The 24,858-nt window shown below is 63.4% G+C and carries 24 protein-coding genes; 8 read left to right on the top strand and 16 right to left on the bottom strand.

The features are described 5' to 3' along the window. Positions 1-152 precede the first annotated feature (152 nt). On the top strand, positions 153-1,109 hold the full coding sequence (locus GV035_RS08060; protein WP_159834424.1) for a chemotaxis protein: 957 nt from the start codon (positions 153-155) through the stop codon (positions 1,107-1,109). Positions 1,110-1,230: 121 nt separating this feature from the next. On the opposite strand, the gene GV035_RS08055 is transcribed toward GV035_RS08060, so the two are convergent. The 3 genes from GV035_RS08055 to GV035_RS08045 all read right to left on the bottom strand — a co-directional run bounded on the left by GV035_RS08055 (position 1,231) and on the right by GV035_RS08045 (position 2,738). Beyond that, entirely contained in the window at positions 1,231-1,506 is a 276-nt protein-coding gene (locus GV035_RS08055; protein ID WP_159835032.1) for a hypothetical protein, read from the bottom strand. A 297-nt stretch (positions 1,507-1,803) separates the two neighbouring features. Then, entirely contained in the window at positions 1,804-2,235 is a 432-nt protein-coding gene (locus tag GV035_RS08050) for a response regulator (protein WP_159834423.1), read from the bottom strand. A 74-nt stretch (positions 2,236-2,309) separates the two neighbouring features. Next, the gene (locus GV035_RS08045; RefSeq protein ID WP_236572486.1) at positions 2,310-2,738 is read right to left on the bottom strand and encodes a hypothetical protein; all 429 of its coding nucleotides are present in this window, start codon (positions 2,736-2,738) and stop codon (positions 2,310-2,312) included. Positions 2,739-2,891: 153 nt separating this feature from the next. Between GV035_RS08045 and GV035_RS08040 the strand changes: the two genes are divergently transcribed. Beyond that, the gene (locus GV035_RS08040) at positions 2,892-3,914 is read left to right on the top strand and encodes a transporter (RefSeq protein WP_159834422.1); all 1,023 of its coding nucleotides are present in this window, start codon (positions 2,892-2,894) and stop codon (positions 3,912-3,914) included. Positions 3,915-3,935: 21 nt separating this feature from the next. Here the strand turns inward: GV035_RS08040 and GV035_RS08035 are convergent, their stop codons facing one another. Further along, positions 3,936-4,403: a nuclear transport factor 2 family protein gene (locus GV035_RS08035; RefSeq protein WP_159834421.1), complete on the bottom strand. Its 468-nt coding sequence runs from the start codon at positions 4,401-4,403 to the stop codon at positions 3,936-3,938. A 96-nt stretch (positions 4,404-4,499) separates the two neighbouring features. Here GV035_RS08035 and GV035_RS08030 point away from each other — a divergent pair, with 96 nt between their 5' ends. Continuing rightward, entirely contained in the window at positions 4,500-5,084 is a 585-nt protein-coding gene (locus GV035_RS08030; protein ID WP_159835030.1) for a TetR/AcrR family transcriptional regulator, read from the top strand. A gap of 10 nt (positions 5,085-5,094) precedes the next feature. Here the strand turns inward: GV035_RS08030 and GV035_RS08025 are convergent, their stop codons facing one another. The 4 genes from GV035_RS08025 to GV035_RS08010 form a co-directional block, all read right to left on the bottom strand. Further along, a complete protein-coding gene (locus GV035_RS08025; RefSeq protein ID WP_159834420.1) occupies positions 5,095-6,426 on the bottom strand; it encodes a TolC family outer membrane protein in 1,332 nt (443 codons plus the stop codon). Then, entirely contained in the window at positions 6,419-8,539 is a 2,121-nt protein-coding gene (locus GV035_RS08020) for a peptidase domain-containing ABC transporter (RefSeq protein WP_159834419.1), read from the bottom strand. The genes GV035_RS08025 and GV035_RS08020 overlap by 8 nt, the downstream gene beginning before the upstream one ends. A gap of 1 nt (position 8,540) precedes the next feature. Next, positions 8,541-9,770 (bottom strand): HlyD family secretion protein, encoded by a 1,230-nt coding sequence (locus GV035_RS08015; RefSeq protein WP_159834418.1) that lies wholly within the window; start codon positions 9,768-9,770, stop codon positions 8,541-8,543. Between the two features lie 78 nt (positions 9,771-9,848). Continuing rightward, entirely contained in the window at positions 9,849-10,784 is a 936-nt protein-coding gene (locus GV035_RS08010; RefSeq protein ID WP_201303931.1) for a hypothetical protein, read from the bottom strand. A 653-nt stretch (positions 10,785-11,437) separates the two neighbouring features. On the opposite strand from GV035_RS08010, the gene GV035_RS08005 reads away from it, so the two are divergent. Further along, positions 11,438-11,575, top strand: coding sequence for a hypothetical protein (locus GV035_RS08005; protein ID WP_159834417.1), 138 nt, complete (start codon positions 11,438-11,440; stop codon positions 11,573-11,575). A 179-nt stretch (positions 11,576-11,754) separates the two neighbouring features. Here GV035_RS08005 and GV035_RS08000 read toward each other — a convergent pair whose 3' ends face one another. The 6 genes from GV035_RS08000 to GV035_RS07975 all read right to left on the bottom strand — a co-directional run bounded on the left by GV035_RS08000 (position 11,755) and on the right by GV035_RS07975 (position 20,558). Continuing rightward, the gene (locus GV035_RS08000; RefSeq protein WP_159834416.1) at positions 11,755-12,273 is read right to left on the bottom strand and encodes a fimbrial protein; all 519 of its coding nucleotides are present in this window, start codon (positions 12,271-12,273) and stop codon (positions 11,755-11,757) included. Positions 12,274-12,350: 77 nt separating this feature from the next. Continuing rightward, on the bottom strand, positions 12,351-13,433 hold the full coding sequence (locus GV035_RS07995; RefSeq protein WP_159834415.1) for a fimbrial protein: 1,083 nt from the start codon (positions 13,431-13,433) through the stop codon (positions 12,351-12,353). A 34-nt stretch (positions 13,434-13,467) separates the two neighbouring features. Continuing rightward, positions 13,468-16,059: a fimbria/pilus outer membrane usher protein gene (locus GV035_RS07990; RefSeq protein WP_159834414.1), complete on the bottom strand. Its 2,592-nt coding sequence runs from the start codon at positions 16,057-16,059 to the stop codon at positions 13,468-13,470. A gap of 143 nt (positions 16,060-16,202) precedes the next feature. Next, positions 16,203-16,946 (bottom strand): fimbria/pilus periplasmic chaperone, encoded by a 744-nt coding sequence (locus tag GV035_RS07985; RefSeq protein ID WP_159834413.1) that lies wholly within the window; start codon positions 16,944-16,946, stop codon positions 16,203-16,205. 116 nt (positions 16,947-17,062) lie between these two features. After that, positions 17,063-17,608: a fimbrial protein gene (locus GV035_RS07980; protein WP_159834412.1), complete on the bottom strand. Its 546-nt coding sequence runs from the start codon at positions 17,606-17,608 to the stop codon at positions 17,063-17,065. Positions 17,609-18,032: 424 nt separating this feature from the next. Continuing rightward, positions 18,033-20,558, bottom strand: coding sequence for an adenosylcobalamin-dependent ribonucleoside-diphosphate reductase (locus tag GV035_RS07975; protein WP_159834411.1), 2,526 nt, complete (start codon positions 20,556-20,558; stop codon positions 18,033-18,035). A 175-nt stretch (positions 20,559-20,733) separates the two neighbouring features. On the opposite strand from GV035_RS07975, the gene mobB reads away from it, so the two are divergent. Then, positions 20,734-21,258, top strand: coding sequence for a molybdopterin-guanine dinucleotide biosynthesis protein B (gene mobB / locus GV035_RS07970; RefSeq protein WP_159834410.1), 525 nt, complete (start codon positions 20,734-20,736; stop codon positions 21,256-21,258). Here mobB and GV035_RS07965 read toward each other — a convergent pair. After that, positions 21,255-21,752, bottom strand: a complete 498-nt coding sequence (locus GV035_RS07965; protein ID WP_159834409.1) for a cupin domain-containing protein — start codon at positions 21,750-21,752, stop codon at positions 21,255-21,257. The genes mobB and GV035_RS07965 overlap by 4 nt on opposite strands. Before the next feature lie 74 nt (positions 21,753-21,826). On the opposite strand from GV035_RS07965, the gene GV035_RS07960 reads away from it, so the two are divergent. After that, positions 21,827-22,564 carry an ABC transporter substrate-binding protein gene (locus tag GV035_RS07960; RefSeq protein WP_159834408.1) on the top strand — a complete coding sequence of 246 codons (738 nt, stop codon included), beginning with the start codon at positions 21,827-21,829 and terminating at the stop codon, positions 22,562-22,564. 1 nt (position 22,565) lies between these two features. Further along, positions 22,566-22,985: a GNAT family N-acetyltransferase gene (locus GV035_RS07955; protein WP_159834407.1), complete on the top strand. Its 420-nt coding sequence runs from the start codon at positions 22,566-22,568 to the stop codon at positions 22,983-22,985. A 1-nt stretch (position 22,986) separates the two neighbouring features. On the opposite strand, the gene GV035_RS07950 is transcribed toward GV035_RS07955, so the two are convergent. Beyond that, positions 22,987-23,676 carry a DJ-1/PfpI family protein gene (locus GV035_RS07950; RefSeq protein WP_159834406.1) on the bottom strand — a complete coding sequence of 230 codons (690 nt, stop codon included), beginning with the start codon at positions 23,674-23,676 and terminating at the stop codon, positions 22,987-22,989. Between the two features lie 91 nt (positions 23,677-23,767). On the opposite strand from GV035_RS07950, the gene GV035_RS07945 reads away from it, so the two are divergent. Further along, complete coding sequence (locus GV035_RS07945) at positions 23,768-24,766, top strand: GlxA family transcriptional regulator (RefSeq protein WP_159834405.1); 999 nt, start codon at positions 23,768-23,770, stop codon at positions 24,764-24,766. Positions 24,767-24,858: the final 92 nt, after the last annotated feature.

Genomic DNA, 24,858 nt, shown 5'->3' with positions numbered 1-24,858 from the left:
ATTCGCGAAAGAGTATAGGACACGCACGGCGCCGCGCCTCTGCTTTCCCTGCCTTCAGTTTCGCCGATTCATGCCGCTAATCAGGCATCGCGCGGGAAATCTGTCGTTCGCGAAGAATACGCGGCTCAGCGCCAACAATACACGGAGAAGATGTGAGCAATTCACAACAGGATATCGAGCAGCGCGTGCGGCTCGCCGGCAACAACATGTTCGAGTTGCTTCTCTTCAGGCTGGGCGAAGCGCCGGAGTCGGAGCAGCGCGAGCTTTACGGCATCAACGTATTCAAGGTGCGCGAGATTCTCGCGATGCCGACGATCACCGCCGTCGCCGGTTCGAGCGACGAGATTCTCGGCGTCGCGGATATTCGCGGGCAGATCATTCCGGTGATCGACCTCGCGCGCATCACCGGTTGCCGCCCGAAGAACGGGCCGAAGATTCTGCTCGTCACCGAGTTCGCGCGCACGACGCAGGGCTTCGCGGTCGAGGAAGTCGACGACATCGTGCGGCTGGAGTGGAATCAGGTGTTGTCGGCGGAATCGCATTCGAGCGGGCGCACGGTGACGAGCTTCGCGCGGCTCGACGGCAACGTCGACGGATCGCGGCTCGCGCAAGTGCTGGACGTCGAGCGCATCGTGCGGGACGTGCTGCCGGGACAGGAATCGGACATCACGGAGGCGCGCACCGGCCGTCTGCAACTGAAGCCGGGCGCACGCGTGCTGGCGGCGGACGATTCGGGCGTCGCGCGGGCGCTGATCGAGCAGAGCCTGACCGCGATGGGCGTGCCGTTCGTCATGACGAAGACCGGCCAGGAAGCGTGGGACGTGCTCGAAGCGGCGCTGCGCAAGGCGCACAAGCACGGCACCGAAGTCTCCGACGAAATCGCGCTCGTGCTGACCGACCTCGAAATGCCCGAGATGGACGGTTTCACGCTCACGCGCCGCATCAAGGCCGACAGCGGTTTGCAGCATATCCCGGTGGTGATTCACTCGTCGCTGTCGGGATCGGCGAACGAGCAGCATGTGCGCAAGGTCGGCGCGAACGCGTATGTCTCTAAGTTCGAGGCATCCGAACTCGCCAACGTGATGCGCGGCGCGATCGTCAACGCCTGAACGGCGTGCCGCAAAAGCATCGGCGCCCGGAGCGTGCAGACCTTGTGAGTCTGCCGCGCCGGGCGCCGAATGAGTCGCTTCAGTCCTGCAAGCCGGCGGGTAAGCCGGCGAGACCGTTCGATTAGTGGCCGAAGAAGACCGAGTTGGTGCTGTTTGCTGCTTGGGTACGTGCGCCGGATTGAGCCAGCGAATCACGCGAGCCGCCGAAGGCGTTGGCATCGGCGCCGTGTGCGTGCTCATCGGCAGCGATGGCTTGTGCGCTCGGGCCTTGTTGCGACGTCGGTGCGCCGACAGCCGGGCGATAGAACGGAGCCGGGCCGTAGCCGCTTGCGAAAGCGGGCGCAGCGATGGTGGCGGAAGCGGCGATAAGCAGGGTAGCGAGAAGATTGCGTTTCATGGTGAGCTCCAAAGACGGTTGACGTTCAATCAGAAAGCGCCGCAGCGGTCTTGCGAGAAACTGTCTGCTACGTCGATGGAATGCAGTGTATACCCCTACTATCGTTTTTTTATCCCGATATATTTCAATAGAGTATTCACGCAGCGCCAACAATCGCTGGCCGTACGGGTGTGCGAATACGCTGGGCGGCCTTGCTGTGTAAGGCTTGAACGAGGGCTCCGCAGCGCCACGTTGTTCTTCGGGGACGGAACAATTATTCCGCCGATCGGGCCGCAAAAGCACCGATTCTGGGCGCTATCAGTGGACGAGCCGCTGCATCAGATGAACCAGCGTGGCGGGCGAATTGCCTTTCTGGCAGTACCCGTCAAAGCCTGCGTGCAGGCCCTGAGTACGCACGAGTTCCTCGCCGAGCGCGGTAAACGCGACGATCCCCGCGTCGCGCGTGCGGGCGATGCGCCGCAAAACCCGCGCAGTAGCGAAGCCGTCGTGCTCCGGCATGCTGATATCGAGAATGACGATGTGCGGTACCCAACCGTCCACGGCATGGAGCGCGTCGACGCCCGAGAGGGCGATCCGCGTTTCGAATCCGTCGGCGGCGAGCGCCGCGGCAAGCGCCTCGGCACTGGAGGCATTGTCATCGACGACGAGAATCCGCCAGCACGGGAGATCGACGTCGATACTGCGATTGGTCCACAGGGCGCATCGGGGGGAGTGCAAGTTCACAGGCATGACGAGTCGATGAATTCATCTGCCCGCCCTCTCGCACGATCCGCGCCCGCTCGGATGCCCGCTCAGGCACCCGCTTACGCGCTCGTTTCGCGCTTTCCCTTGCGGCGTTTAGCGGCGCCCTCTTCGCTCTCACGCAGGCGCGCGTTAGCCTGAACAAGCGAGGCGGCGTCGCGCTGCCGCAGGGCGACGTCGAGTTCGCCGAGCGCGGCGAAGAGCGCATCGCGGTCGGCTTCCTCGCAGGCCAGCTCGCCGCCGGCCGCCACGCGCCGCGCTTCCTTGTCGAGCCGCTTAAAGAGCTTGGCGCCGAAGCGCGTGTCCACCGCGCCGTCGCGCGCCAAAGCCGAAATCACCGTTGCGAGGCGTATCAGCCCCGCCGCGGTGGTTTGCGTCGCGCTGTCCATATCGTCACGGTCATCATCCACAGCCCTTCTCCCCAGGTTAGACAGACGGTGCCCGCCGGACCGGCGTGGATCGTCGCGTATCCGGCCATCATACGCCGTCAATATGACAATCATTCTTACATTCCGCGCCATGAATCCCGACGATTATTTCGCGCGGCGTCACGCGGCAAAGAGCCGCTTGCCGAACCCTGACCGGTGGCACACTAGCGCCTGACAAAGCACGCCGCCCGTCTTCGACCGCCACCCAACGTCCGCATGAACCCCGCCATCCCGCAAAGACCGCTCTACGGCTCCGACTTCACCGGCCTTGTCTGCGGCTTCCGCTTCCGCGTCGATCAGCCCGGCGAGCCGATCGATTCGGATGCGGCGAGCGACTGGCTCGCCCGCGACGACACGACCAAGGAGTTCCTATGGCTGCACTTCGATCTGGCGAACAGCGCGTGCGAACGATGGATGAAGACGCGGCTCGGCCTGCCCGACTCATTCTTCGACACGCTGCATGAAGGATCGCACTCGACGCGCATCGAGCATCAGGAGGGCGCGCTTCTCGCGGTCATCAACGACGTGATGTTCAATTTCGAGCTGACGCCCTCGGAGATCGCGACGCTGTGGGTCTACACGCACCAGAAGCTGCTGGTCACGGCGCGCATGAAGCCGCTGCGCTCCATCGATTCGCTGCGCGAGTCGGTGCGGCGCGGCGAAGTGTTCCGCGCGCCGGCAGAGTTGCTCGCGCACCTGCTGCGCGATCAGGCGGACCTGCTCGTGCAGATCGTGCGGCGTACGAGCGCGGAAGTGGACGGCATCGAGGATCGCTTTCTTTCGACGCATTCGTCCACCACGCGCTCCGATCTCGGCGCGCAACGGCGCGTGCTCGTGAGGCTGCAACGGCTGCTCGCGCCGGAACCCGGTTCAGTGTTCCGCCTGCTCGCGCGCCCGCCGCGCTGGCTTCATGCGCAAGACATCCAGGACTTGCGCGACGCCACCGAGGAGTTTTCGCTCGTGCTCAACGACCTCGCGGGACTCGTCGAGCGCATCAAGCTGTTGCAGGAAGAAATCGCGACGCGCATGGACGAGCAAAGCAACCGCACGCTTTTCACGCTGACGCTCGTGACCGTGCTCGCGTTGCCGATTAACATCGTCGCCGGATTCTTCGGCATGAATGTCGGCGGCATACCGCTTGCGGAGAATCATCACGGCTTCTGGCTGCTGGTCGTGATCGTCGCGAGCTTTACCGTGCTCGCCGGATGGTGGGCGTTTCGCCGGCGGCGCGACATGTGAGCGCCTTTGCGCGACCGGCTGCTACAGGCCGAGATCGCTCAAGCCCGGGTGATCGTCGGGACGTCGGCCAAGCGGCCAGTGATATTTGCGCTCGGATTCCTTGATCGGCAGATCGTTGATCGACGCATGCCGATGCGTCATGAGTCCCGCTTCGTTGAACTGCCAGTTCTCGTTGCCGTAACTGCGGTGCCAGTTACCCGAATCGTCATGCCATTCATACGCGAAGCGCACGGCAATACGGTTTCCGGTGAACGCCCACAATTCCTTGATCAGCCGATAGTCCAGTTCACGCACCCACTTGCGCTGCAGAAAAGCCTCGACTTGCTCGCGTCCATTGACGAACTCCGCACGGTTGCGCCAGCGCGTGTCCTCGGTATAAGCCAGCGCAACGCGCTTTGGGTCGCGCGTGTTCCAGCCGTCTTCGGCGAGACGAACCTTGAGCGCGGCAGTTTCTGCGTCGAACGGCGGAACGGGCGGTCTTGTTTCCATGACATGTCCGGATGACGCTGCACGCGGTAGACAGGATTGTCTACCTGAAGGGCACTCTAGCGCAGGTAGACGAACCTGTCTACAATCGGCTGCATGATGAACTTGAACGCCTCTCCTGCCGACATCGCCGAGCTTGCGCCGGATGCGCGTATCCTGCGTACCGCGCACGACCTCTTTTACCGCGACGGTATCCGCGCGACCGGAATCGATCGCGTGATCGCGGAATCCGGCGTCGCGAAGAAGACGTTCTATCGCTATTTTCCGAGCAAGGACGATCTGATCGTCGCGTTCCTGGAGTATCGGCACGACAACTGGATGACGTGGTTCCGCGATGCGCTCTCGCGGCATGGCGGCACACTGTCCGCGCTCGTTCCCGCGCTCGCCGAATGGTTCGGCGGCGACACGTACCGGGGTTGCGCATTCATCAATTCAGTCGTGGAAGTCGGCGGTACGCTGCCGCAGGCCGTCGAGATCGCGCGGCGGCACAAGCGGGAGATGACCGCCGCCATTCGCGGGCTGATGCCGCCGTCGCGCACCGCGAAGGCCGATGCGCAGGCGCTCGCGTTGGCGGTGGATGGTGCAATCGTGGCGGCGCAGTTCGCCGACGCCCCCGCCGATTCATTAAAGGCCCTCGCCCGCGTGGTTCGCGCGGTGAAGCGCGCAGCGACGAGCGCCGAATAATGCGCGCCGCCTAGCGCGCGTCGGCGCTCGATGTCTGCAACGCGCAGCAGAGCTTACTGTTCATGTCGGCGATATCGTCGGTGCTCAAGGTGGCGACATCCGCTTTCAATTGCAGAAACGCGACGACTGCCGCGTAACGCGAGCGCAGCAGATCGCGGCGGGCCGTGTACAGCGCATCGATGGCGCGCAGCACGTCGTTGCCCGTGCGGCTTCCTACCTTGAAACCGACCTCGGTGGCGTTCAGCGTATCGCGCGAGCTTTGCACCAGATGCGTGAGCGCGTCGGTCCGCTGACGTTCCCGCACATACTTCGCAAAGTTGTTGCGAGCGGATGCTTCCGCCTGATTCGACGCCAGCTCGTAGCTCTCCTTGGCTTTGTCTTCGAGCGCAAGCGACTGCTTCACGCGCGCCTGAAGCTCGCCACCGGAGAAGAGCGGAATCTGAATCTGCAGCATGCCGGTTGTCGTCGTGGTGGGCCGCGAATAGCCGGACGCCGCGCCCGCCGGCGTGTAACTGCCGGTCACGCTGACGACCGGATAGTTCGCCGCGCGAGCCTTGGTCGAATCGAACTTGGCGACTTCCCAGCCGAGTTGTTTGGATTGCACATCATAGCCGCGCGACTTAGCCTGCTCGACCCACGTTTCCTCGCCTTCGGCGAGCGTGGGCAACCCCGTGCCGGGCGGCAACGAGGCCAGCGCAGCGAACGGCCGGCCAGTGACTTGCTGCAACGCGCGGCGCTTCACGCTCAGTTCCTCCTGTGCATCGGCCTGCTGCAACTGCGCCTGCTCGCGGGCGGTGTCGGCTTCGCGCTGGTCGATCAGCGTCACCTCGCCTGCTGCCCGTTTGCGACGCACCTGCTCCAGTTGCGCGTCGATGGCCGAGAGATAGTCGGCCGCGCGCTTCACTTCGTCTTCGGCGGCGAGTTCATCGAAATAGGCGCGCACGGCCCGCAGAATCGACGCCTGCTGCGCGCCCGCGAAGTCGACCGCGCCCTGCGCCACGACGAAATCCGCCTGCCGGTAAGCGGTCCACTTGCTCCAGTCGAACAGCGGCTGCGCCATGGTCACCATCCAGCCGTTCTGCCAATACTTCTGGCGCGGAAAGCCATCCATGTCGATGCGGTTGTACGAGCGCCCCCAGCCGCCCGCGATCTGCGGCAGCAGCGCAGCGCGTGCAATCGGAATCGCCTGCTTCGCGGCCTCGTACGCGGCCCGTGCCTGACCGAGCTCCGCGTCGTGATCGAGCGCCTGTTGGACGATGCCGACGAGGTCGTCCGCGTGCGCGGCATCGACGAACACGAGCGCGCACGCGAGCGCGCATAACGAAATGCGTCGATTAAGCATGGAGCGTTTCGTCCGGCAGGGTGTTGCTTGTTGCATCGCGTTCGGGCAACAGCGCCCCGGCATCGAACCGATAGCGCGTATCGAATGCCGATGCCAGCGACATGTCATGCGTGATCACCACCACCGTGCGATCGAGATTGCGCAGCAGCGACGCGATACGCCGCACCGACGCGGGATCGAGATTCGACGTCGGTTCGTCGAGCAGCAACAATTCGCGCTGCTGATACAGCGCACGTGCAAGCAAGAGCCGCTGGCGCTGACCGGCCGAGATATTCGCGATGGTGTCGCTGATGACGGTGCGCGTACGCATCGGCAAACGCATGATGTCGTCGAGAAGGCCGACGTCGGCCAGCAGCTTATGAATGCGGTCTTCGTCCGTCTGCGCGGCAAACAGCGTCACGTTATCCGCAATCGAGCCGTGCAGAATGATGTCGCCCTGCCGCATATGCGCCTGATGACGGCGGATTTCATCGACGGTGAGATTCGGCCATGCGATGCCATTCAACGCGATATGCCCGTCGCGAAGCGGCTCGGCCGCCGACAGCAGCTTGAACAATGTGGACTTGCCGCTGCCGGAAGGCCCCGTAATGGCGATCTTGTCGCCACGGCGAATACGCAAGCTCGCATTCTTCAGGACCGGCTCATCGGAAACGCCATAGCTGAACGTCACGTCGCGCACGTCGATTTGCTCGAACGACCGCACTTCCGTTGCGCGCTGCGTATCGGCGAGCGGCGTGTAACGCTCGTTCTCGCTCTCCACGATATCGTCGACACGCGCGGTCGGCACGCTCAGCATGAAGTACTGGAACGTGGCGTTGATCCCGCTCGCGAGCCGTTCGGACATGAGCGACTTGTAGATCAGGAACGAATAGAACACGCCGACCGACACCTTGCCGCCGAGCATCAGCCGCGCGGCAAGCCAGGTGATGACGATGGTATCCGCGTAAGTCACGAGCTTCAGCAAGCCGTCGCGGGTGCAGGCGAGACGGCTGCTCTTGAGAAGCGCCGCGGCATACGCCTTGTAAATCGTCATGTAGATGGCGGTGCGCCGCGTCTCGCCTTGCGCCAGCTTCAGCAGCGAGGCGGCGCGAATGGTTTCGATGAGCGAGTCATCGCAACGCGCGGATGTTTCCAGCACGAGCGCATGGTTGTCGCGCATCGCGGCGAACATGCTGAGCGCCAGCGCGACGTACGCCGCGAAGATCAGCAACGCCACGCCCGCCAACTGGCGGCTCTGTATGAGCATCAGCACGAGCGCGATGGCCCCGACCGTCAGGTCGATGATGAGCGACACCGTCGTGCGCGTGGTGAACACGCTGATTTCGTCCTGCGCTTTCACGCGCGCGAAGACATCGCCGACGTGGCGCTTTTCGAACCACGACATCGGATTGCGCAGCAAATGCCCGAGCAAGCCCTCGGTGGAATTGATCTGCGTGATGTTGTAAAGCAGCTCGGTCAGGTACTTCTGAACGAATTCGCTGAGCGCCCCCAGCAGGAAGATGCTGGCGAAGGTGGCGACGAGCACGTTGAGCAGATTGCGGTTGTCCGCTGCAACCACGTAGTCGAGCACGAGATTGCCGAAATAAGGCGCCGCCAGGATGGCGAACTGGCTGCCGAGCGCGACGAACGCGATCTTGCCGATCTGCGCCCTCATCTGCGGACTGAGCGCGCGCACGCGCTTGAGCGCCGCCGGCACGCGCGACTTCGCGCGGATGCGCGGCATCTGCGGCGTCGGCGCGAATTCGAGCAGGAAGCCCGAGACGGCGGAGCGGAACGTGTCCATCGAAACGCGCCGGCGACCCGTTGCCGGATCGATCACGCGGACATAGCCGTGCCCCGCCTTCTCGAAGACGACGAAGTGAGCGCCGCCGAAATGGAGGATCGAGCCCTTCTTGACGGCCGACAGGTCCGATGCGTCGAACCGGTACGCCTGCACCGCAAGCCCGAAATCGATGGCGACGTCGTACAGGTCCATCAACGAGAGACCGTTCGCCGAGATCGGCTTGTACGCTGACAACTCGCGGACATCGGTCGCGCGGCCGAGATGAGACAGCACCATCGCGAGACACGCGTAACCGCATTCGGCGACTTCATTCTGATAGATAACGCGCACATCAACCTCTTAGCATTCTGAACAGCGGCCCGAGGACCCACTCGGCAATCGTCCGGCGCTCGACGACGATGCTCGCCGTCGCCCGCATGCCCGGAAGAATCTTGAAGTGCTGACCCTCGAAATCGAACGTGTTGCCGCGCAGCGTGGCCCACGCCAGGTAATCTCCATCGGACTCCTTGGTGGTTGAGGTCTGCTCGGACGGATCAGGGGCGCCGGGCGTGCCGGGCGGCGCGACCGGACTCGCGGGCAGCACCGTCGTGCCGGAAATGGAATCGATGCGCGCCTCGTACGTCCCGAACTTCGCGTACGGAAAGGCATCGAACTTGAGGCGCACGATCTGGCCTTCGCGCACGAAGCCGCGCCGCCGCGACGGAATGCTCAGTGCCGCGCGCAGCGGGCCACTGTCCTTCGTCGAAATCACCATCGCGACATCGCCCGCAGCAAGCATCCGGCCCGCCACCAAACCGGAGAACGTCACGGTGCCGCCTTTGGGCGCTGACACCGTCGCGTCCTGCCGCTCACGCTCGAAACGTGCGCGGACATCCTGTACATCGCGCGCATGACGTGCGTCGAGTTCGCGCAGCTGGGCTTCGAGGTCAGTCTGACTGCTGCTCGATGCGCTCACTTCACCGGCCAGTTGCTGCCTGCGCGCGACGCTCTGCGCGACCGTCACCTTGCCTTGATGTACGTCCGCCCGCGCCTGTTCCAGCTTGTCGGCCGTCACGTAGTCCGACACGGAGCTGAGCCGCGCAAGCCGCTGCTCGAATTCGCCGACGAGTTGCGCGTTCTGCGCGATCTGTGCGTCGAGCGAGCCCAATTCCGCGCGCTTGCTGGCTTCCGTCAGACGCGCCGTCTCGCGTTGCGCATTCAACTGAACGCGACGCTCGCTGTACTGCTCGTCGATTGAGTGAATCTGGTCGTCGCGCATCTTTTCGTCGAAGACTTGCCGGCGCAGACCATCGGTAGTCAGCGAGAAGTCGCGTTGGAGACGAAAGAGCGGTGTACCCGGCTCGACATGTTCCGAAGGCCGCGCGTAAATCGCCGAGACGAGCCCCGCCAAGCCCTGGATTTTGACTTCGGATGCGGAAACGACTTCGCCGGTGACGTCCTGCTTCAGTTCGATTTCATGCACGAAACCGAAGGCGATCGCCACGACGGTGAACACCGATGTCGCATAGGCTATCCAGCGCCACGGCACGTCTTTGAATTGAGGGATATCGGTCGGTTGCATGAGTGATTGCCTGGAATGACGCGGTGCACTTCGGGACGTCGCAACTTCAAACGCGCGCCAACAATGCGCTGTAGTGTCCTAGCGTGACGGAGCAAAGGCATACATGGCGGGATGTCCGGCCGGAAGCCACTGCTCGTAGTTGTCGTTGAGCGCAGTCTCGATATAAGCGGCCAACCGCTGCGGCGATTCGGGCTCGTTGAGCGGAAGCGCGTCGAAGAGCCGCGCTTCGAAACGGCCACGCGAAAAGCGCAGATAGAACGGCAGCAGCACCGCGCCGAAGCTCTCACCCATTCGAAAGACGCCGTTATGGAGTCGGGCGCTCTTGCCGAACATGGTGACTTCCACCGTCTCCATCGGGTAACGGTGCATGGTGAACGGCGGGACGTCGCTAAAGAGGACCGCCACGCCGTCGCGTTTCAGCGAGCGCGCCACGCGTACGCCCAGTCCGTTGCGGTTCGCGTCGCCATAGGTGTAGAGGACTTTGATGCCGGGAATCAGCGCGTGGTCGTCGCCGTATTGATTGCGCGGCACGCCGGACACCACGGACATCGACTGCAAGCCGAGCAATGCCGCCATGCGCTCGACGATATAAATGTTCGCGTATTGAGATACGAAATGGAACGGCGAGATGAATACCGGCCGTGCGGGCGCTTCCTGTTTCAGCTTCTTCACAACGGCCACGAGAATCTTGGCGATTTCGTCGAGATCCGCCCACGCTTCGGTCTTGCGAATATCCCGGCCAAAGTAAATCCGCTGGTCGATCAATTTCTCCACTTGCGCGCCAGAGCATGCTCGACCCGCGCGACCCTTTGGCAAATGCAGCACGTCCCGGCCGATTTCAGCCCGAATCTCGCCATTCGCACGCGCATTTGCGTCGAATGCGCTGCGCACGATCCACAGCACATGCGCGACCTTTTCCACGGACGCCATTGGGATTCGGCCGACGATACAACGCTGCATGCGATGCTTTCGCAGCGCAAGCCATTTCTTCAGCGCGGGACGCAACGCAGGCATGACGAACTCTTTCTAAAATCGCAGCGGGGGGCGGGTCCGCGGCCCCGCCCGCCCTGGCTTTCGCTCGCGAGCAATGGTGCCGGCGAGAAACAGCCGATTATGCGAACCGAAGCGCGTTACTTACCTTGGATGTAAATAACGACCGTCGTATTCGCCGACGACTTGCTGCTCGCCTTATGGCAGCCGCCAGCCAACGAAGCTTGACCCAATGCGTTACGTTCGATTTTCTGCATTTTCACTTCCTCCTGCAAATTACGGAATATGAGTAGAACCGACTACGAATCGGCCCACTCGACAATCGGCCCTTCCATGTCAGGGCTTCATCAGGAAATACTTAATTATCCTGAAGGTGCGATCTTAGATAGTTCGCGCATGCCGGTAAACTGCGAAAACTCCGAAAGACTCACAACAGGCAATGCCTGCCAACGATTTGCATAAAAGTGGCAATCTATTAATCTGCTTGTAAGCGATTTAGCGCGATATACAACCGTATTCGCAAGCAGAATCAACATATGCTTGTCGTGTGGCAGTAATTCGGAGAGCGAATGGCACATGCAGCCAGCCGCAATCGCCAAACAAAAAGGCCACCCTCAACGAGGATGGCCTTGCTTCGCCAACGCCCGAATTAGCGCCTGCTGACGGAGAGTGCGAGCGTGGCTTTGTCGTTCGAATTGTTCGAGCCGCCCGAGCCGCCCGAGCCGCTCGGCGCCCCCGCAATGGAGATCGTGACGTTCGTGGACGAAGACGAGGAGCTCGAGGCCTTCGCGGTGCCGCCTGCGAGTTCAGCTTGAGCCAGGGCGTTTCGGTCGATTCTTTGCATTTCAGTTTCTCTAGGTTTCAACAAACAAGGGACGCGTGGCGCTGTTGATGCGTTGTTGATGCGTTGTTCGTGCACCACGCGACCCAATTTTCCACGCGGACCCTGCATACGACTATACGGGGTTGCGCGGATATTCTGCATTCCTGCCGATCAGTTATAGGCGAAGTTCACCGTCGCCGTCGATGATACCGTCCCGCCCGTCATGGTTCCCAACCGATAGAACTGTGCCACCATCGGGATAGTCAAGGCGTTGGTGGCATCGACGGTTCCTATGTTCAAAGACGCATTGAGCGTGATGGGTGTGCCCGTTGTATCGCCGGCATTGACGGCTTTCAACAACTGCACGCCAACCTGGGCTGCCGTGCCCGTATTCGCGAGCACGCTTTGCACGGTACCCGCCGTTCCGTTGACCGTCATGGCAACGTTCGTGTTGGCCGCGCAATTGGTCAGGTTGATGTTGAACGGCTTCGGGTTCTGCGTGCTGCCTACCGCGGTGAAGTCCGTGGTTCTCGCGGTCCCGAGTGCAATCGTTTGATTGACCGAGCTCGAGTCGACAGTACAGGTCGGCAGGATGATAGTGCCGGTGAAGGTCAACGTCGCGTCAGCCGCGAACGCCGACGCTGCGCTTGTGAGCCCGAGCGCGACGAGTCCAATTTTCAGTCTGTTCATGTTTGCTTCTCCTTGATCTCTGTTGCTGGCCGCTCGATGGCGACATGGGCGTACCGCTCACGTCGCCGCCGACCGGGTCACTGGTACAGCACGGTCATCGTCATCGTCGAGTTCGCGGGGCCCGCGCTGAGCGTGCCGGTGCGGTAGTAGCGCGCTTGCATCGGTATCGTGTAATTGCCTCCGTTCATGCTGTCGAAACCGTTCAGCGTCATATACGTGCTGTACGGAAACACCGCGCCCGTGTTGTCGTAGAGCTGGATGCCGACGCCTGCCGCAGTCGGCGACCCGCTCAACGCAGCGACATTGCTATAGCCGGCAATCAGCCCGCTCGACGGATCGATCCTGTACTGGATGCTGTGTATCTGCCCTGCCGATGTTCCGCTCACGACCGTCCCGCCCGGACAGTTGTTCAGACTCAGATTGAACGATGAAACCTTGCTTGGCGCGGGGCCGATACTCGGCAGGTCCGCCGGTCCCTGAATGCCCATGGGCACCGTGACATCGGGCGTCTGGCACGTCAGCACCGTGATGACAACCGGCGTGATATAGAAGTTGATGACGCCCGCCGACGGCACGTCGCCCGCTGGCGGCGGCGTGAGCGTCTGCCAAGAGAACGCCTGCGCGACCATGCCCGTCGCCGTTCCCGGCGTGATGTCGCCAATCTTGACCAGCGCGACGATCAACTGTCCGCCGTTGTAGATCGTGCCGTTGTTATTCCACTGACGGCCGAGCTTGGAGAACGTGCGCGGCCCGGCGGGCAGGCTGTTCGGAATGACATAACCGCCCATCGCGATGCCCACGCCCGGCACGTTGGTCGGATACACCTCGAAATCGACGCCCTGATAATTGGCCGTGTACACGGTCGCCCCGCCCGTCGTGACGCCCGCCGTTTCGAAGTCCGTTCCCGTATAGACTTGCCCCGTGACGATGCAGGTCCAATAGTCGTTCTTCGAGGGCGACAGCGACCATGCTGTCAGAATCGATCCGTTTGGTAAGTCACGCGCGACGGCTACCGATGGCGGCAACGTCAGCGTGAACGAACTGTAGTTGACCGTGCAGCTTGCGGTGGCCCATGCAGACGACGGCACGAACGCGAGCGCAGCGATCCAGCACAACATCCATCGCAGCAGCCTGGCTGCGAGCCGATCCATGTTTTTCATTTTGGCTTCCTGACTAATTTAAGCTTAATGGCACTCACTGACAGACAGCGTCCGAAATGCTGATCGAGTTCGGCTTGGAGGCATCCGTCACCGCCGGCAATTGATAACGCACCGCGCAACGCTGCTCGGGCGCTTCGCCCCACTTCACGTTCAGCGTGCCAGCATCGGCCTTCAGACCGGTCGCGATGATGCGGCTACCCTGCGCCACCGTGCCGACGCTGCGGTTTTCGGCGTCGTACACTTCGGAGCCGAACGGCAAGGGCTTGCCATCCGGTTGCGAAATCCGCATGACCGCCGGCTTGCCCATGTTCTCCGTCTCGAACTTGAGGCGCACCACCGCACCGGCTGTCGGCGCCGTGCGCTGGACCGTGGACTTCATCGCGATGTTGATCGGCAAGCCTTTCGGGTCCAGTTCGATGTCGTTGTTCGAATACGGCTGCATGCCGGATACGACGGCATGTCCCCAACGGTCCACGCGCAAGCCCGTGCCGTTGGCGAGGCGCGCGCCGGCCGCGTCGCTCGCTTCGACAACGGCGACCGTATCGCCCATGTTCGGGGTGAACGCGACGCCGTCGCGCCATGCCACCACGCCGCCCGACATGCCCGCGCCGACTTGCGAGAAGTTGCGGCCCGTGCTCGCATTCGCGTTGAGCATCGCGAAAGGTGCCACGTATCCGATGTTGCCGCCGGCGCTCGCGGAATTGCTGGCGTTCCTGCCGCCGTCGTTCAAATTCGCGTTGATCCCGTAGCTGAATGCGTTATCGACGCCGAGCGTACCCGTGACCGATTGCTGGATGCTCGAACTGCCGTCGGCGGTGTCGTGCTGGAAGTTGGTCGTCGACTGCGGCGCGTGCGCCCCGAATCCAAGCGGGATGGACAGGTTCAGCATGATGCGGTTGTCCCACCGGTTCGTGTTCACCTGGAATTGCCGCACGAACGACGCGCCATACGTCATGCGCTTCCAGCTGTTGGTGTAGCCGATCTGCAGTTGCGTATCGTGATTGGACCGGTTCCAGTACGTCTGGAAGGAGCCCATCGCATAGAGGGAGCCGTACTGTGCGCCCTCGCCGATGCTCTGGTTCAACGTGAACTGAACACGCGACTTTTGCAGCGCGCTCATGAGACCGGGCTGATGCTCCTCGTTCAGCTGACGCATCATCACGGCGTCGGGCAGCGCGAAGAAGCCGCTCGTCGAATAGCGGTATGCTGCAATGGCGATGTTCGTGTTCGTCGGCTCGAACAGGCGCGAATAGCTGATTCGCACGCTCGCCCCGTTGCGCGTGCCGTAGCCCTTGAAGCTGGCGATCGCCTGCGTGACATCGAGACCGAATGCGCCGACGCCCGTGTTGAGCGCCGTGCCGATCATCGTGGAGAAGTACATGTCCGCCGCGCTCACGCCGCCGTAGAGCGTCACCAGATTGCTGATGCCGCGCTGCAACGTGAACTGCGACACGAACGGATGAATATTGACGTTCGGATCGCGATACGCACCGATGCTCGCGCTATAACGCGTGACGCCCGGCCGCAGCGCACTGACCGCCGCAGCGTAAGGCACCGTCGAGATGTGCTGCGTGCCGTCGGCCTCGGTGATGATCACATCGAGGTTGCCGCCGTAACCTGTCGGGTACAGGTCGTCGATTTCGAACGCGCCGGGCGCGACCGTCGTCTCGTAGATGATGTTCCCGTTCTGCCGGACCTGCACGCGCGCATTGCTGTTGGCGATGCCGTGCACCACCGGCGCATAGCCGCGTTGCGACTCGGGAAACATGCGGTCGTCGGTGCCGAGCGAGGCGCCGCGCAGCCCGAAGCTGTCGAACAGCGCGCCGTCGGTGAAGGTGTCGCCGACCGTCAGTTGACTCTTGATGTCCTTGAACGCACGCTGCGCATACGTCTGCACGCTCTGATAATGCGAGCCGCTGACGTTGTTGTGCGTGACGTTGCCCTGATAGCGGAAACGCCACGGGCCGACGTTGATGCCGCCGATCAGGCCGAGGTATTCCGAATCGTTGTTGAAGCCGCCCGCGGAACTGTGGTACGCGTTCGCGTTGTACTGCAATGTTCCGGCGGTGATCCCGTCGTCCCAGTACTTCGGATCCACATAGCCGCGCGCCCTGCTGTTCATCGCGATTTGCGGCACGCTCACGTCGAGACGCTGCTCGCCGCCGTCGAACGTGGCGATCGCGCCGGGAATCAGCTCAGGCAGTGTCAGACACGCGCTTCCGGCCGCCTCGAGCTTCGCGGCGGATTCCGGCGACAGCTTGCGCAGATCGACGCCGAAGCCTTCGAGCAGGTCGGCGGTCACGCACGGCTGAACGACGCCAGGATGCGCCGTGGAGTCGCGCACGTCCACGCTGAACTTGCCGCGCCAGACGTTGTTGACGTAGGTATCGGCGCGATAGGTGCCCGGCAAGACCGGCTGTCCGTTGTTGAAGCGTGAGATGTCCAGCTTCTGGCTACCGCTCGAATCGAGAAACTGCTCGTTGAACTCCACGGCTGCGGGCTGAGGCGAGGCATCCGCCCAGGCGTGCGCGCTGACACCCATCGCGGCCAAAGCCTGAAGCGTGAACAGCGTGACAGGTCTTAATCGCGCGCCGGACAAGTGGGCGCTGCAGGTGTGCGTTTTCATTCAGTTATCCGAAATAGGCGAGCAAAGCCATCCCGCCGCATGCCACGGGGGCATGCGCGCTAGTGCATCTTCACGGGGTCATTGTGCGGCGCTGTGCCGCGCTGGCGTCGGGCAGCCGGCTCGAGCCGGTTCGCGACGCCGCATCAGGGGGCGAGCGTGGCGTCGCCGGTCTGCGGTCCGCCGTAATCGTTGATCGCCGTATAGCGAACCTTCGCGCCGGCAGCGGGAAGTTCGCCCTTCAACGGGAACGCCTTGCTCTCGCCGGGTCCGACCATGCCGCCATCAGTAAATTGCGCCGTGTGCGCGCCATCCGTCAGTTGCACGCGGTCGAAGGACACGTGGTACTGCGTAGGGTTATCGGCCACGAGCAAGTTCTTGCCACCTTCACGCTTCAGATGCCACACGATGGCTTCGGGCGCGTCGCTCGCCTGGCCCTTCAGGCTCGTCGGGCGATAGAAAAACTTGATGCGCGTACGGAAGGCGAGTTGCAGCTGATTGGCGCTCGCTTCGTCGCCTGTCGGCTTCGGCGGCACTTCCAGCACGTTCAGGTAAAGCACGGATTCGGCATCTCCCGGCAGGGGCTCGCCAGTCGACATGATGCGCAGTGTCTGCGACTTGCCCGGATCGATACGCATCATTGGCGGGTTGATCGTGAAAGGCACGTCGATCGTATCCGGCTTGGCGTCCGCATCGCCCTTGTCGATCCAGACCTTCGTGAGACCGGGAAGCTTGCCGTTGTTGGTGAGCTTGACGGTGACTTCTGAATCGCTCTGGTTGTACACGACGCGTGTGCCGGCGATGACCACCGAAGCACGGGCCTGTGGGCCAAAGCCCTGAATCACGGCAAGAAGCACCGCAACGGATGCGAGTCGGCTAAACAGTTTCATAGTGACGGAGAAGCGCCCAGGCGAAGCAATATCAAGGAGAGGCGGGCGCGAGCCCGCCCTTGCACCGGAACGTTCACACGTAAAATAAGCGAACGTTCCGCTGACACGACACCCGGTTATTGGTAGTCGATGCTGTACACGACCGACGAGTTCGCCGCACCCGCCGACGTCGCGCCGGTTGCGTAGTAGCGGACCTCATAGTTCAGCGTCGCCGCGCCCGACGAGATGTCGGCCGGCTTCGAGTTTTGCAGGTCGCGCGAATAGCCCGCCTTGATCGGCGTCTGGTCTTGATTCAGCAGTTCCAGCTTGACGTTTTGCGCGCCGCCGGTGGCAACGATCAGACGGCCGTCGGCCGGATCGACCGTCGAGCCTGCTTCGTAGAACACCGCTGCCTTGCTCGTGGTCGTCACCGGGGCGCATGCGCTGAGCGCGATGTTGTACGAAGTCGCGCCTGCGGTCTGGCCGGACGCGGTCAGCGTCGAGGTGGACACGGTCGGCAGCGTGACGGTGAAGTCCTTCGACGACGTCCCGTTGCCGTTGATCGTGCACGTGCTGGCGGTGAGCGCGCCGTTGAACGTGATGGTTCCGTCTGATGCGAACGCGCCGCCCGCAGCAATGCTCAACAGGCCAGCGATCAAAGCCGAAAATACGGACTTCTTCATTTTCAAAACTCCATGCAAGTAAAAAAATCGGTTCCAAATTAGAGCGGCGCTGCGGTGATACAGCAGCAGCGGACTCTCACCTTGACGCCGGACAGGTGCATTCGCCCACGGCCGCCACTGCCTGAGCAGTGGGACGGTTCGGCCCTCGGTTTATGTTTAGCCTATGCAGTTGAAGCACCGGGCGGAATTTTCAATCAACCGAACTCGAAAAGCATCCCGAGAATTCTTAATTCGTAAGTCGTCTTTAATAACTGACAGCACGCGACAGGTGCCGCGCTTCGCCTGTGCGGAAGCAGCGTTGCGTTCGGAGGAAGAAGAGAAACGGTCAGCGGGAGTCGAGAAGGCTCGCCACTGACCTGAGTGAAGCGCGGCGTGGTTCAACGGCGCGCGAACGGCGCTTTGAATTCAAAATCCGATCAGCGCATCAACCGCACGCGCCAATCTCCCCACACGCGGTGCAGAAGTCGCACCCATCCTTGCGGATCACGGCGTTTGCGCCGCACGTCGCGCACTTGCGTCCGTGCATCTGCGCGAGTCCATGCGGATCGACGGGCGCTTGCGACACGTCGTCATGCGTGTCTTGTTCGTCGGCAGGCTGCAAGGCGCGCACAGGCAATGCCGCCTCGCCGCGCTTGCGCGCCAGCACGCGCGAGGGCATCTGGTTGCCCTCTGCATCGAGAAAGCCGCGTCGATGGAGAATCTGCTGGATCGCGTACGCCAGCGCCGCGACTTCGGAATCGTGCCAGCGCGGACTGCGATGACCGTCGAGCCGCTCGACATCGCCGAGCCGCACCTGTCCCCGGTCCCACGACACCTTGCGCATGTCCTGCAAGGTCCGCGCCGCGAAGCCGCCGCGCGCCGCGAGCGAAAGCGAACGCATGGTCGCCGTGATCCATTGCTGCGATTCGTCGCTTTGTCCGGTCGGAATGAAGAATTCAATTGGACGCTCGATGGTCACGTCCTCGCCCGCGATGCGCCCCGTCACTTCGATGAACGACACCGCGAGATAGAGCGACTTCTTTCCCGCCTGCGTCAGATACTCGACCTTCTCGATGATCGCGGGCAATTCACCGCGCGGCCGATGATCGATCGCAATGCGCAAGGGGTCGAGGTCCAGTTCGGGATCGGGCGAATCGCTCGGCGTCTCCTGCGGCGTGACGGACAGCACCGCGCCGAGCGTATCGTTGGGCCGATACGTGGCGAGCCCCTTGAGGCCGCGCCGCCATGCTTCGAAGTAGAGGTCCTGAAACTTGTCGAACGGATAGTCGGCCGGCACGTTCACTGTCTTCGAGATGGACGTATCCACGAAAGGCTGCACCGCCGCCATCATTTCGAGGTGATCGTGCGCGGACATGTCGAGCGCGCTCACGAAGTAATCGGGCAGCGCGTTGACGTCCCCGCCCATCTCGCGATACAGACGATAGGCATGGTCCTCCACCGCGAAGCTCTGACGCGAGCCGTCCGCCATGCGCTTGGTGCGCTGATACGTCCACGAAAACGCGGGCTCGATGCCGTTCGATGCATTGTCGGCGAACGCGAGACTCACCGTGCCTGTCGGCGCGATGGACAGCAGATGGCTGTTGCGAATGCCATGCGCCTGAATGGCGCTCGTGATGTCGTCGGGCAGACGGGATGCGAACGTGCCTTGCTCCAGATAGCGCCGCGCGTCGAACAGCGGGAAAGCGCCGCGTTCGCGCGCCAGTTCCACGGACGCGCGATACGCCTCGTCGCGCATGGTGCGCGCGACACGCGCCGCAAAGTCGCGCCCTTCCTGCGCGTCGTATCGCAAGCCGAGCATGACGAGCGTATCGCCGAGACCTGTGAAGCCCACGCCGATGCGGCGCTTCGCTTGCGCTTCGCGCGCCTGTTCCGGCAGCGGCCACAGCGTCACGTCGAGCACGTCGTCGAGAAAGCGCACTTGAGTGCGCGTGGTCCGCGCGAGGCCGTCCCAGTCGAAGCGCGGTGCGCCGCCGCGCATCTGCGCGAACGGATCAGAGACGAAGCGCGTGAGATTGAGCGGCCCGAGGTTGCAGCAGCCATACGCGGGCAACGGCTGTTCGCCGCAGGGATTGGTCGCGCGAATCGCTTCCAGTGCGCGCAGGTTGTTGTCGTCGTTCATGCGCGAAATGAAGACGACGCCCGGTTCTGCGACATCGTAAGTAGAACGCATGATCGTGTTCCAGACCTCACGCGCTTGTACTTCGCGATAGACCCACAAGCCGTCGTCGCGTTGGCGGATATCTGCCGATGCCCGTTGTGCCGGCGACGGCTCCGCCTTATGGACGAGCTGCCAGACGGCATCGTCGGCGACGGCTTGCATGAATTCGTCCGTCACCGCGACCGATACGTTGAAGTTGTTCCACCGCCCTTTCGTGTGCTTGGCCGCGATGAACTCGAGCAAGTCGGGATGCGTGCAGTCGAGAATGCCCATCTGCGCGCCGCGACGCGAGCCCGCGCTTTCCACGGTGCGGCACGAGGCATCGAACACGTCCATGTAACTGCATGGTCCCGATGCCGCCGATCCTGTCGAATGCACGCGCGCGCCGCGCGGACGGATTGCCGAAAAGTTATACCCCACGCCGCCGCCTCGCCGCATGGTCTCAGCGGCCTGCAACAGCGCGACATAGATGCCAGGCAAGCCGTTGTCGTCGATGCCTTGTATCGCATCGCCGACGGGCTGCACGAAGCAGTTGATGAGCGTGGCATCGATGCCCGCGCCCGCCGCACTCATGATGCGGCCCGCGCCCAGCGCGCCGCGCTTGAAGTTGTCGACGAACTCCGCTTCGACTTTCGCGCGCTGCTCGGGCGGCTCCGCGAGCGCGACACCGCGCGCCACGCGTCGATAGATATCGTCGACGCGCGTCTCGTCGCCTTTGGCGTACTTTTCGAGCATGACGTCGATGGAAAATTGCTGCGGAGCAAGAGCGGTGCTGGGGGTGTCTTCGGCCATGTCCTGATCCTGTGAAATGCGCTGATGCTCGACACGATTCGCTTGCTGGCGCGGCGTGGATGCGGCGCGATGAGTGCAAGCACGATGCCTGACGATAGCGCGATTTGCCCTTGCTCGCCACGGAAGCCGCTACACTTGCCGGACTCATTCGCTCAGACAACGGCATAACCATTGCATGAATTCGCCGCACCCGCCGCTCTTCGGCATCTCGGGCCGCTCGGGCCAGGGCAAGACCACGTTGATCGAAGCCTTGCTGCCGTGGTTTCGCGCGCAAGGACTGACGGTCAACGTCATCAAGCATAGTCACCATTCCATCGAACTCGAGCCGCCGGGCAAGGACAGTGCGCGCTTTCGTCGCGCGGGCGCGGGAGAGGTGCTGATCGCGTCGCCGTATCGCTATGCCATCTTGCACGAACTGAACGATGAACCGGAGCCGCCGCTTGCCGTGCTCGCCGCGCGTCTTTCGCACGCGGACTTCGTGATCGTCGAAGGCTTCACGCGCGAAGCCATGCCACGGCTCGAGGTCGTGCGGCCGTCGACGGGCAAGGAACCGCTTTACATGAGCGACGCAGACATTCTCGCGATCGCCACGGACGACGCTGCCGCTATTGATACCGCCTTGCCGGTGCTTGCGCTCGACGACATTGAGCGCATTGGCGCATTCATGTGCGCGACGCTCGGCATGGCATCGCGTCGCTAGGCGAGCCGTTCGATCAACTCGCGATGCTGCGGATAGCGCGCCTTGAGTTCATCGCAATTCGCCAGTTCGAACTCACTGAACTCGAAGCCCGGCGCGACCGTGCAACCGACGAGCGACGCGCCCGATGCCGCGCTGCATTGCGCCGCGAACCAGTCGCCCGCGTTTACGACGGCCTGAAACACCGCGTCTTCAGTCAGAAGCATATTGCCAAGCTTATGCGTGGTCAGCACGCCATGCGCGTCGAGCACATGCACGAGAAGCGGATCGCCCGCATGAAAGTGCCAGACCTCATCCGAGCGAATGCGATGCCACGCCGAATGCGCGCCCTCGCACAGCAGATAGTAGATCGCGGTCGATGCCGAACGCGGTTCGTTCGCGCCCTCGCGCGTCACACGCTGACTCGCACGATACGTCTCACGAAAGTAACCGCCTTCGGGATGCGGCTGCAGGCCGAGGCGCGTGATAAGGGCTTGGGCGTCGAGCGGTTCGGGCATGGCGATTGTCCTTTGCAAGCGTGGTCACGATTCGCGTATTCTGCATGCTCACGCATCATGAGGCGCACGAAGCCATGACTCTTTCTTCGACCGTGCTGCAAGCCATCGCACCGACCGGCGTGCTGCGCGCATCCCTCAATCTGGGCAATCCCATTCTCGCGCACCGCGATTCGCAAGGTGAGCCCGGCGGCGTGTCGGTCGATCTCGCGCGCGAACTGGCGTCGCGGCTCAACGTCGACGTGGCCTTTACCGCGTTCGACACCGCAGCGAAATCAGTCGAGGCCGTGACCAACGAAGCGGCGGACATCGGCTTCTTCGCGATCGATCCGACGCGCGGCGCGAGCATCGCGTTCACCGCGCCTTATGTGCTGATCGAAGGCTTCTATCTGGTGCGCAACGACTCGCCGCTCACGCGTAATGACGAAGTGGATCGGTCGGGCAATCGCATCGTGGTTGGCAAGGGCAGCGCGTATGACCTCTTTCTCACGCGCGAGATCAGGCACGCGCAGATCGTGCGGGCGGCGTCGTCGCAAGCGGTCGTCGAAACGTTCATGCGCGACGCGCTGGAAGTGGCCGCAGGCGTCAAGCAGCAACTCGAAGCCGATGCCGCGCGCACGCCGGGCCTGCGGCTCCTGAACGAACGCTTCATGGTCATTCAGCAGGCAATGGGCTTGCCGAAATCGCGCGGCGAAGCGGCCGCCACTGTGCTGCGCGAATTCGTCGAGGACGTGAAGGGTTCGGGCTTTGTTGCAGACGCGCTCGCGCGGCACGGGACCAAGGGCGCATCGGTCGCGCCGGCTGCGGACGTCTGATATGAGCGACGTGACCGTGTCCGTCACCGACTGGATCGACGAATCCTTCGAGGACGAAGTCGCGGGCGGGCTCGCCGCGTTCAATGCGGCGCAGCTCGGGCCGAGCGGACACCGCGATCTGTCCGTGTCGATGTACGTGGACGACGCCTTTGTCGGCGGACTCGCGGGCTTTACCGCGTGGAACTGGCTCTTCGTCAAATGGCTATGGATACGCGAAGACGCACGCGGTCGCGGTCTCGCCCAACGCGCCCTCGAAGCGGCGGAAGCGGAAGCCATAAAGCGCGGCTGCCGCGCCGCCTGGCTCGATACGCTCAATCCGCAGGCGCGCGATCTTTACGCGCGCTGCGGCTATCAGACCTTCGGCGAGCTTGCCGGCTTTCACGGCGAACGCTCGCGTTATTTCATGCAAAAGCACTTCTGATTCACGCGTTCGTCGCGAGCCGTTGCGCGACGCGCGCCGTGATTTCACGCCGCGCCGCAAGCGACGCCGCCTCGTGCTGCTGCACCATGCGCAGCACGTCGGCGCTCGCGCGGTCGGGATCGCCTGCATCGAAAGGCGGCGCGGGCGCATATTCCATCGCGAGTTGAATGGCCTGCGCGCCCGCTTCGCCGATGAGTTCCGCCGCGAGCGTCAACGCGAAGTCGATGCCCGCCGTGATGCCGCCGCCCGTCAGCACGTTGCCGTCGCGCACGACGCGCCCGCGCTCGGGAATCGCGCCGAGATCGGCGAGCAGCGCGTGATACGCCCAATGCGTCGTCGCGCGTTTGCCGCGTAATAGTCCGGCCGCGCCGAGCACGAGCGCGCCCGTGCACACCGACGTCACATAGCGCGCGCCCGACGCTTGCCGGCGCAAAAACGCGAGCGTCTCGTCATCTTCCATCAGCGCGCCGACGCCCGCGCCGCCGGGCACGCACAGCACGTCGAGCACGGGGCAGTCGTCGAATGTCGTGTCGGGCGTGAGGACCATGCCCGCCGTCGACAGCACCGGCTCGCGCGTCTTCCAGATCAGGTGAACCTGTGCGCCGGGCATGTGCGCGAACACGTCGTAGGGCCCGGTCATGTCGAGTTGCTGCACGCCCGGAAACAGCAAGAGGCCGATGTGCAAGGTCATCGCTTTCTCCTTGGTCGATGTAAGTGGACGAACCCATGCTACGCGGCTACGCTATGGCGAAATCGACAGCCAGCCCACGTTTTCCGCCACCATGACCCGTTCCGCCGATCCCACCCCGCGCGACGTCGATGTTCTCGCCTTCCCCGACGTGCAATTGCTCGATGTCGCCGGGCCCTTGCAGGTCTTCGCGTCGGCGAACGAACTGGCCGTCGCGGCGGGCCTGCCGCAGCCGTATCGCGCGCGGGTCGTCATGGCCGGCGCGACAGCGACGGCTTCCGCCGGCCTCGGGCTCGTCGGCCATCCGCTGCCGGCGGCGGACGCGCCGTGCGACACGCTGATCGTCGCGGGCGGCTGGGGCGTGCATGGCGCGGTGCGCGACAGAACGCTCGTCGACTGGCTTCGCGAGCGCGCGAAGCACGCGCGCCGCACGGCCTCCGTGTGTACCGGCGCGTTTCTGCTCGCGGCGGCGGGTCTCTTGCACGAGCGCCGGGCCGTCACGCACTGGACCCGCTGCGCGGAGCTTGCCGCGCGCTTTCCGGCCGTGCGCGTGGAGTCCGATCCCATCTTCATCCGCGACGGCGCCGTCTGGACGTCGGCGGGCGTGACGGCGGGCATCGATCTGGCCCTCGCGCTCGTCGAGGACGATCTCGGCCGCGCGCTCGCGCTCGACGTCGCGCGTCATCTGGTCGTGTTTCTGAAGCGTCCGGGCGGGCAGGCGCAGTTCAGCGCCGCGCTCTCGCTGCAAAAATCCGGCGACGGTTTCGGCGAACTGCACGCGTGGATCGCCGAAAATCTGGCCGCCGATCTTTCGGTGGCGACGCTGGCGGCACGCGTCGGCATGAGCGAGCGCAGCTTCGTGCGCCATTACCGCGCGCAGACCGGCATGACGCCCGCGCGCTCCATCGAGCGGCTGCGGCTGGAAGCCGCCCGGCGTCTGCTCGGCGATACCGCGCTGCCCGTCAAGCGCGTGGCCGCCCGCTGCGGCTTCGGCACCGAGGAAACCATGCGGCGCGGCTTTCTGCGCTCGCTCGGCGTGTCGCCGCAGGCGTACCGCGAACGCTTCGCCGCAAGCGGCGCGTCCGCGGGCTGATCGGCTGTGTCGCGAACGCTACGGCGCACGATATTCTTCGGCAAAGCTCAAGCCTGTAAGCTGGCTGCCGTTAGCCCGGTAAGAGCGAATGC

Source organism: Burkholderia sp. 8Y, from assembly GCF_902506145.1.
Classification (GTDB): Bacteria; Pseudomonadota; Gammaproteobacteria; order Burkholderiales; family Burkholderiaceae; genus Caballeronia.
Note: the sequence above shows the minus strand (reverse complement) of the source record. Positions and strands in the feature narration are given on the sequence as shown.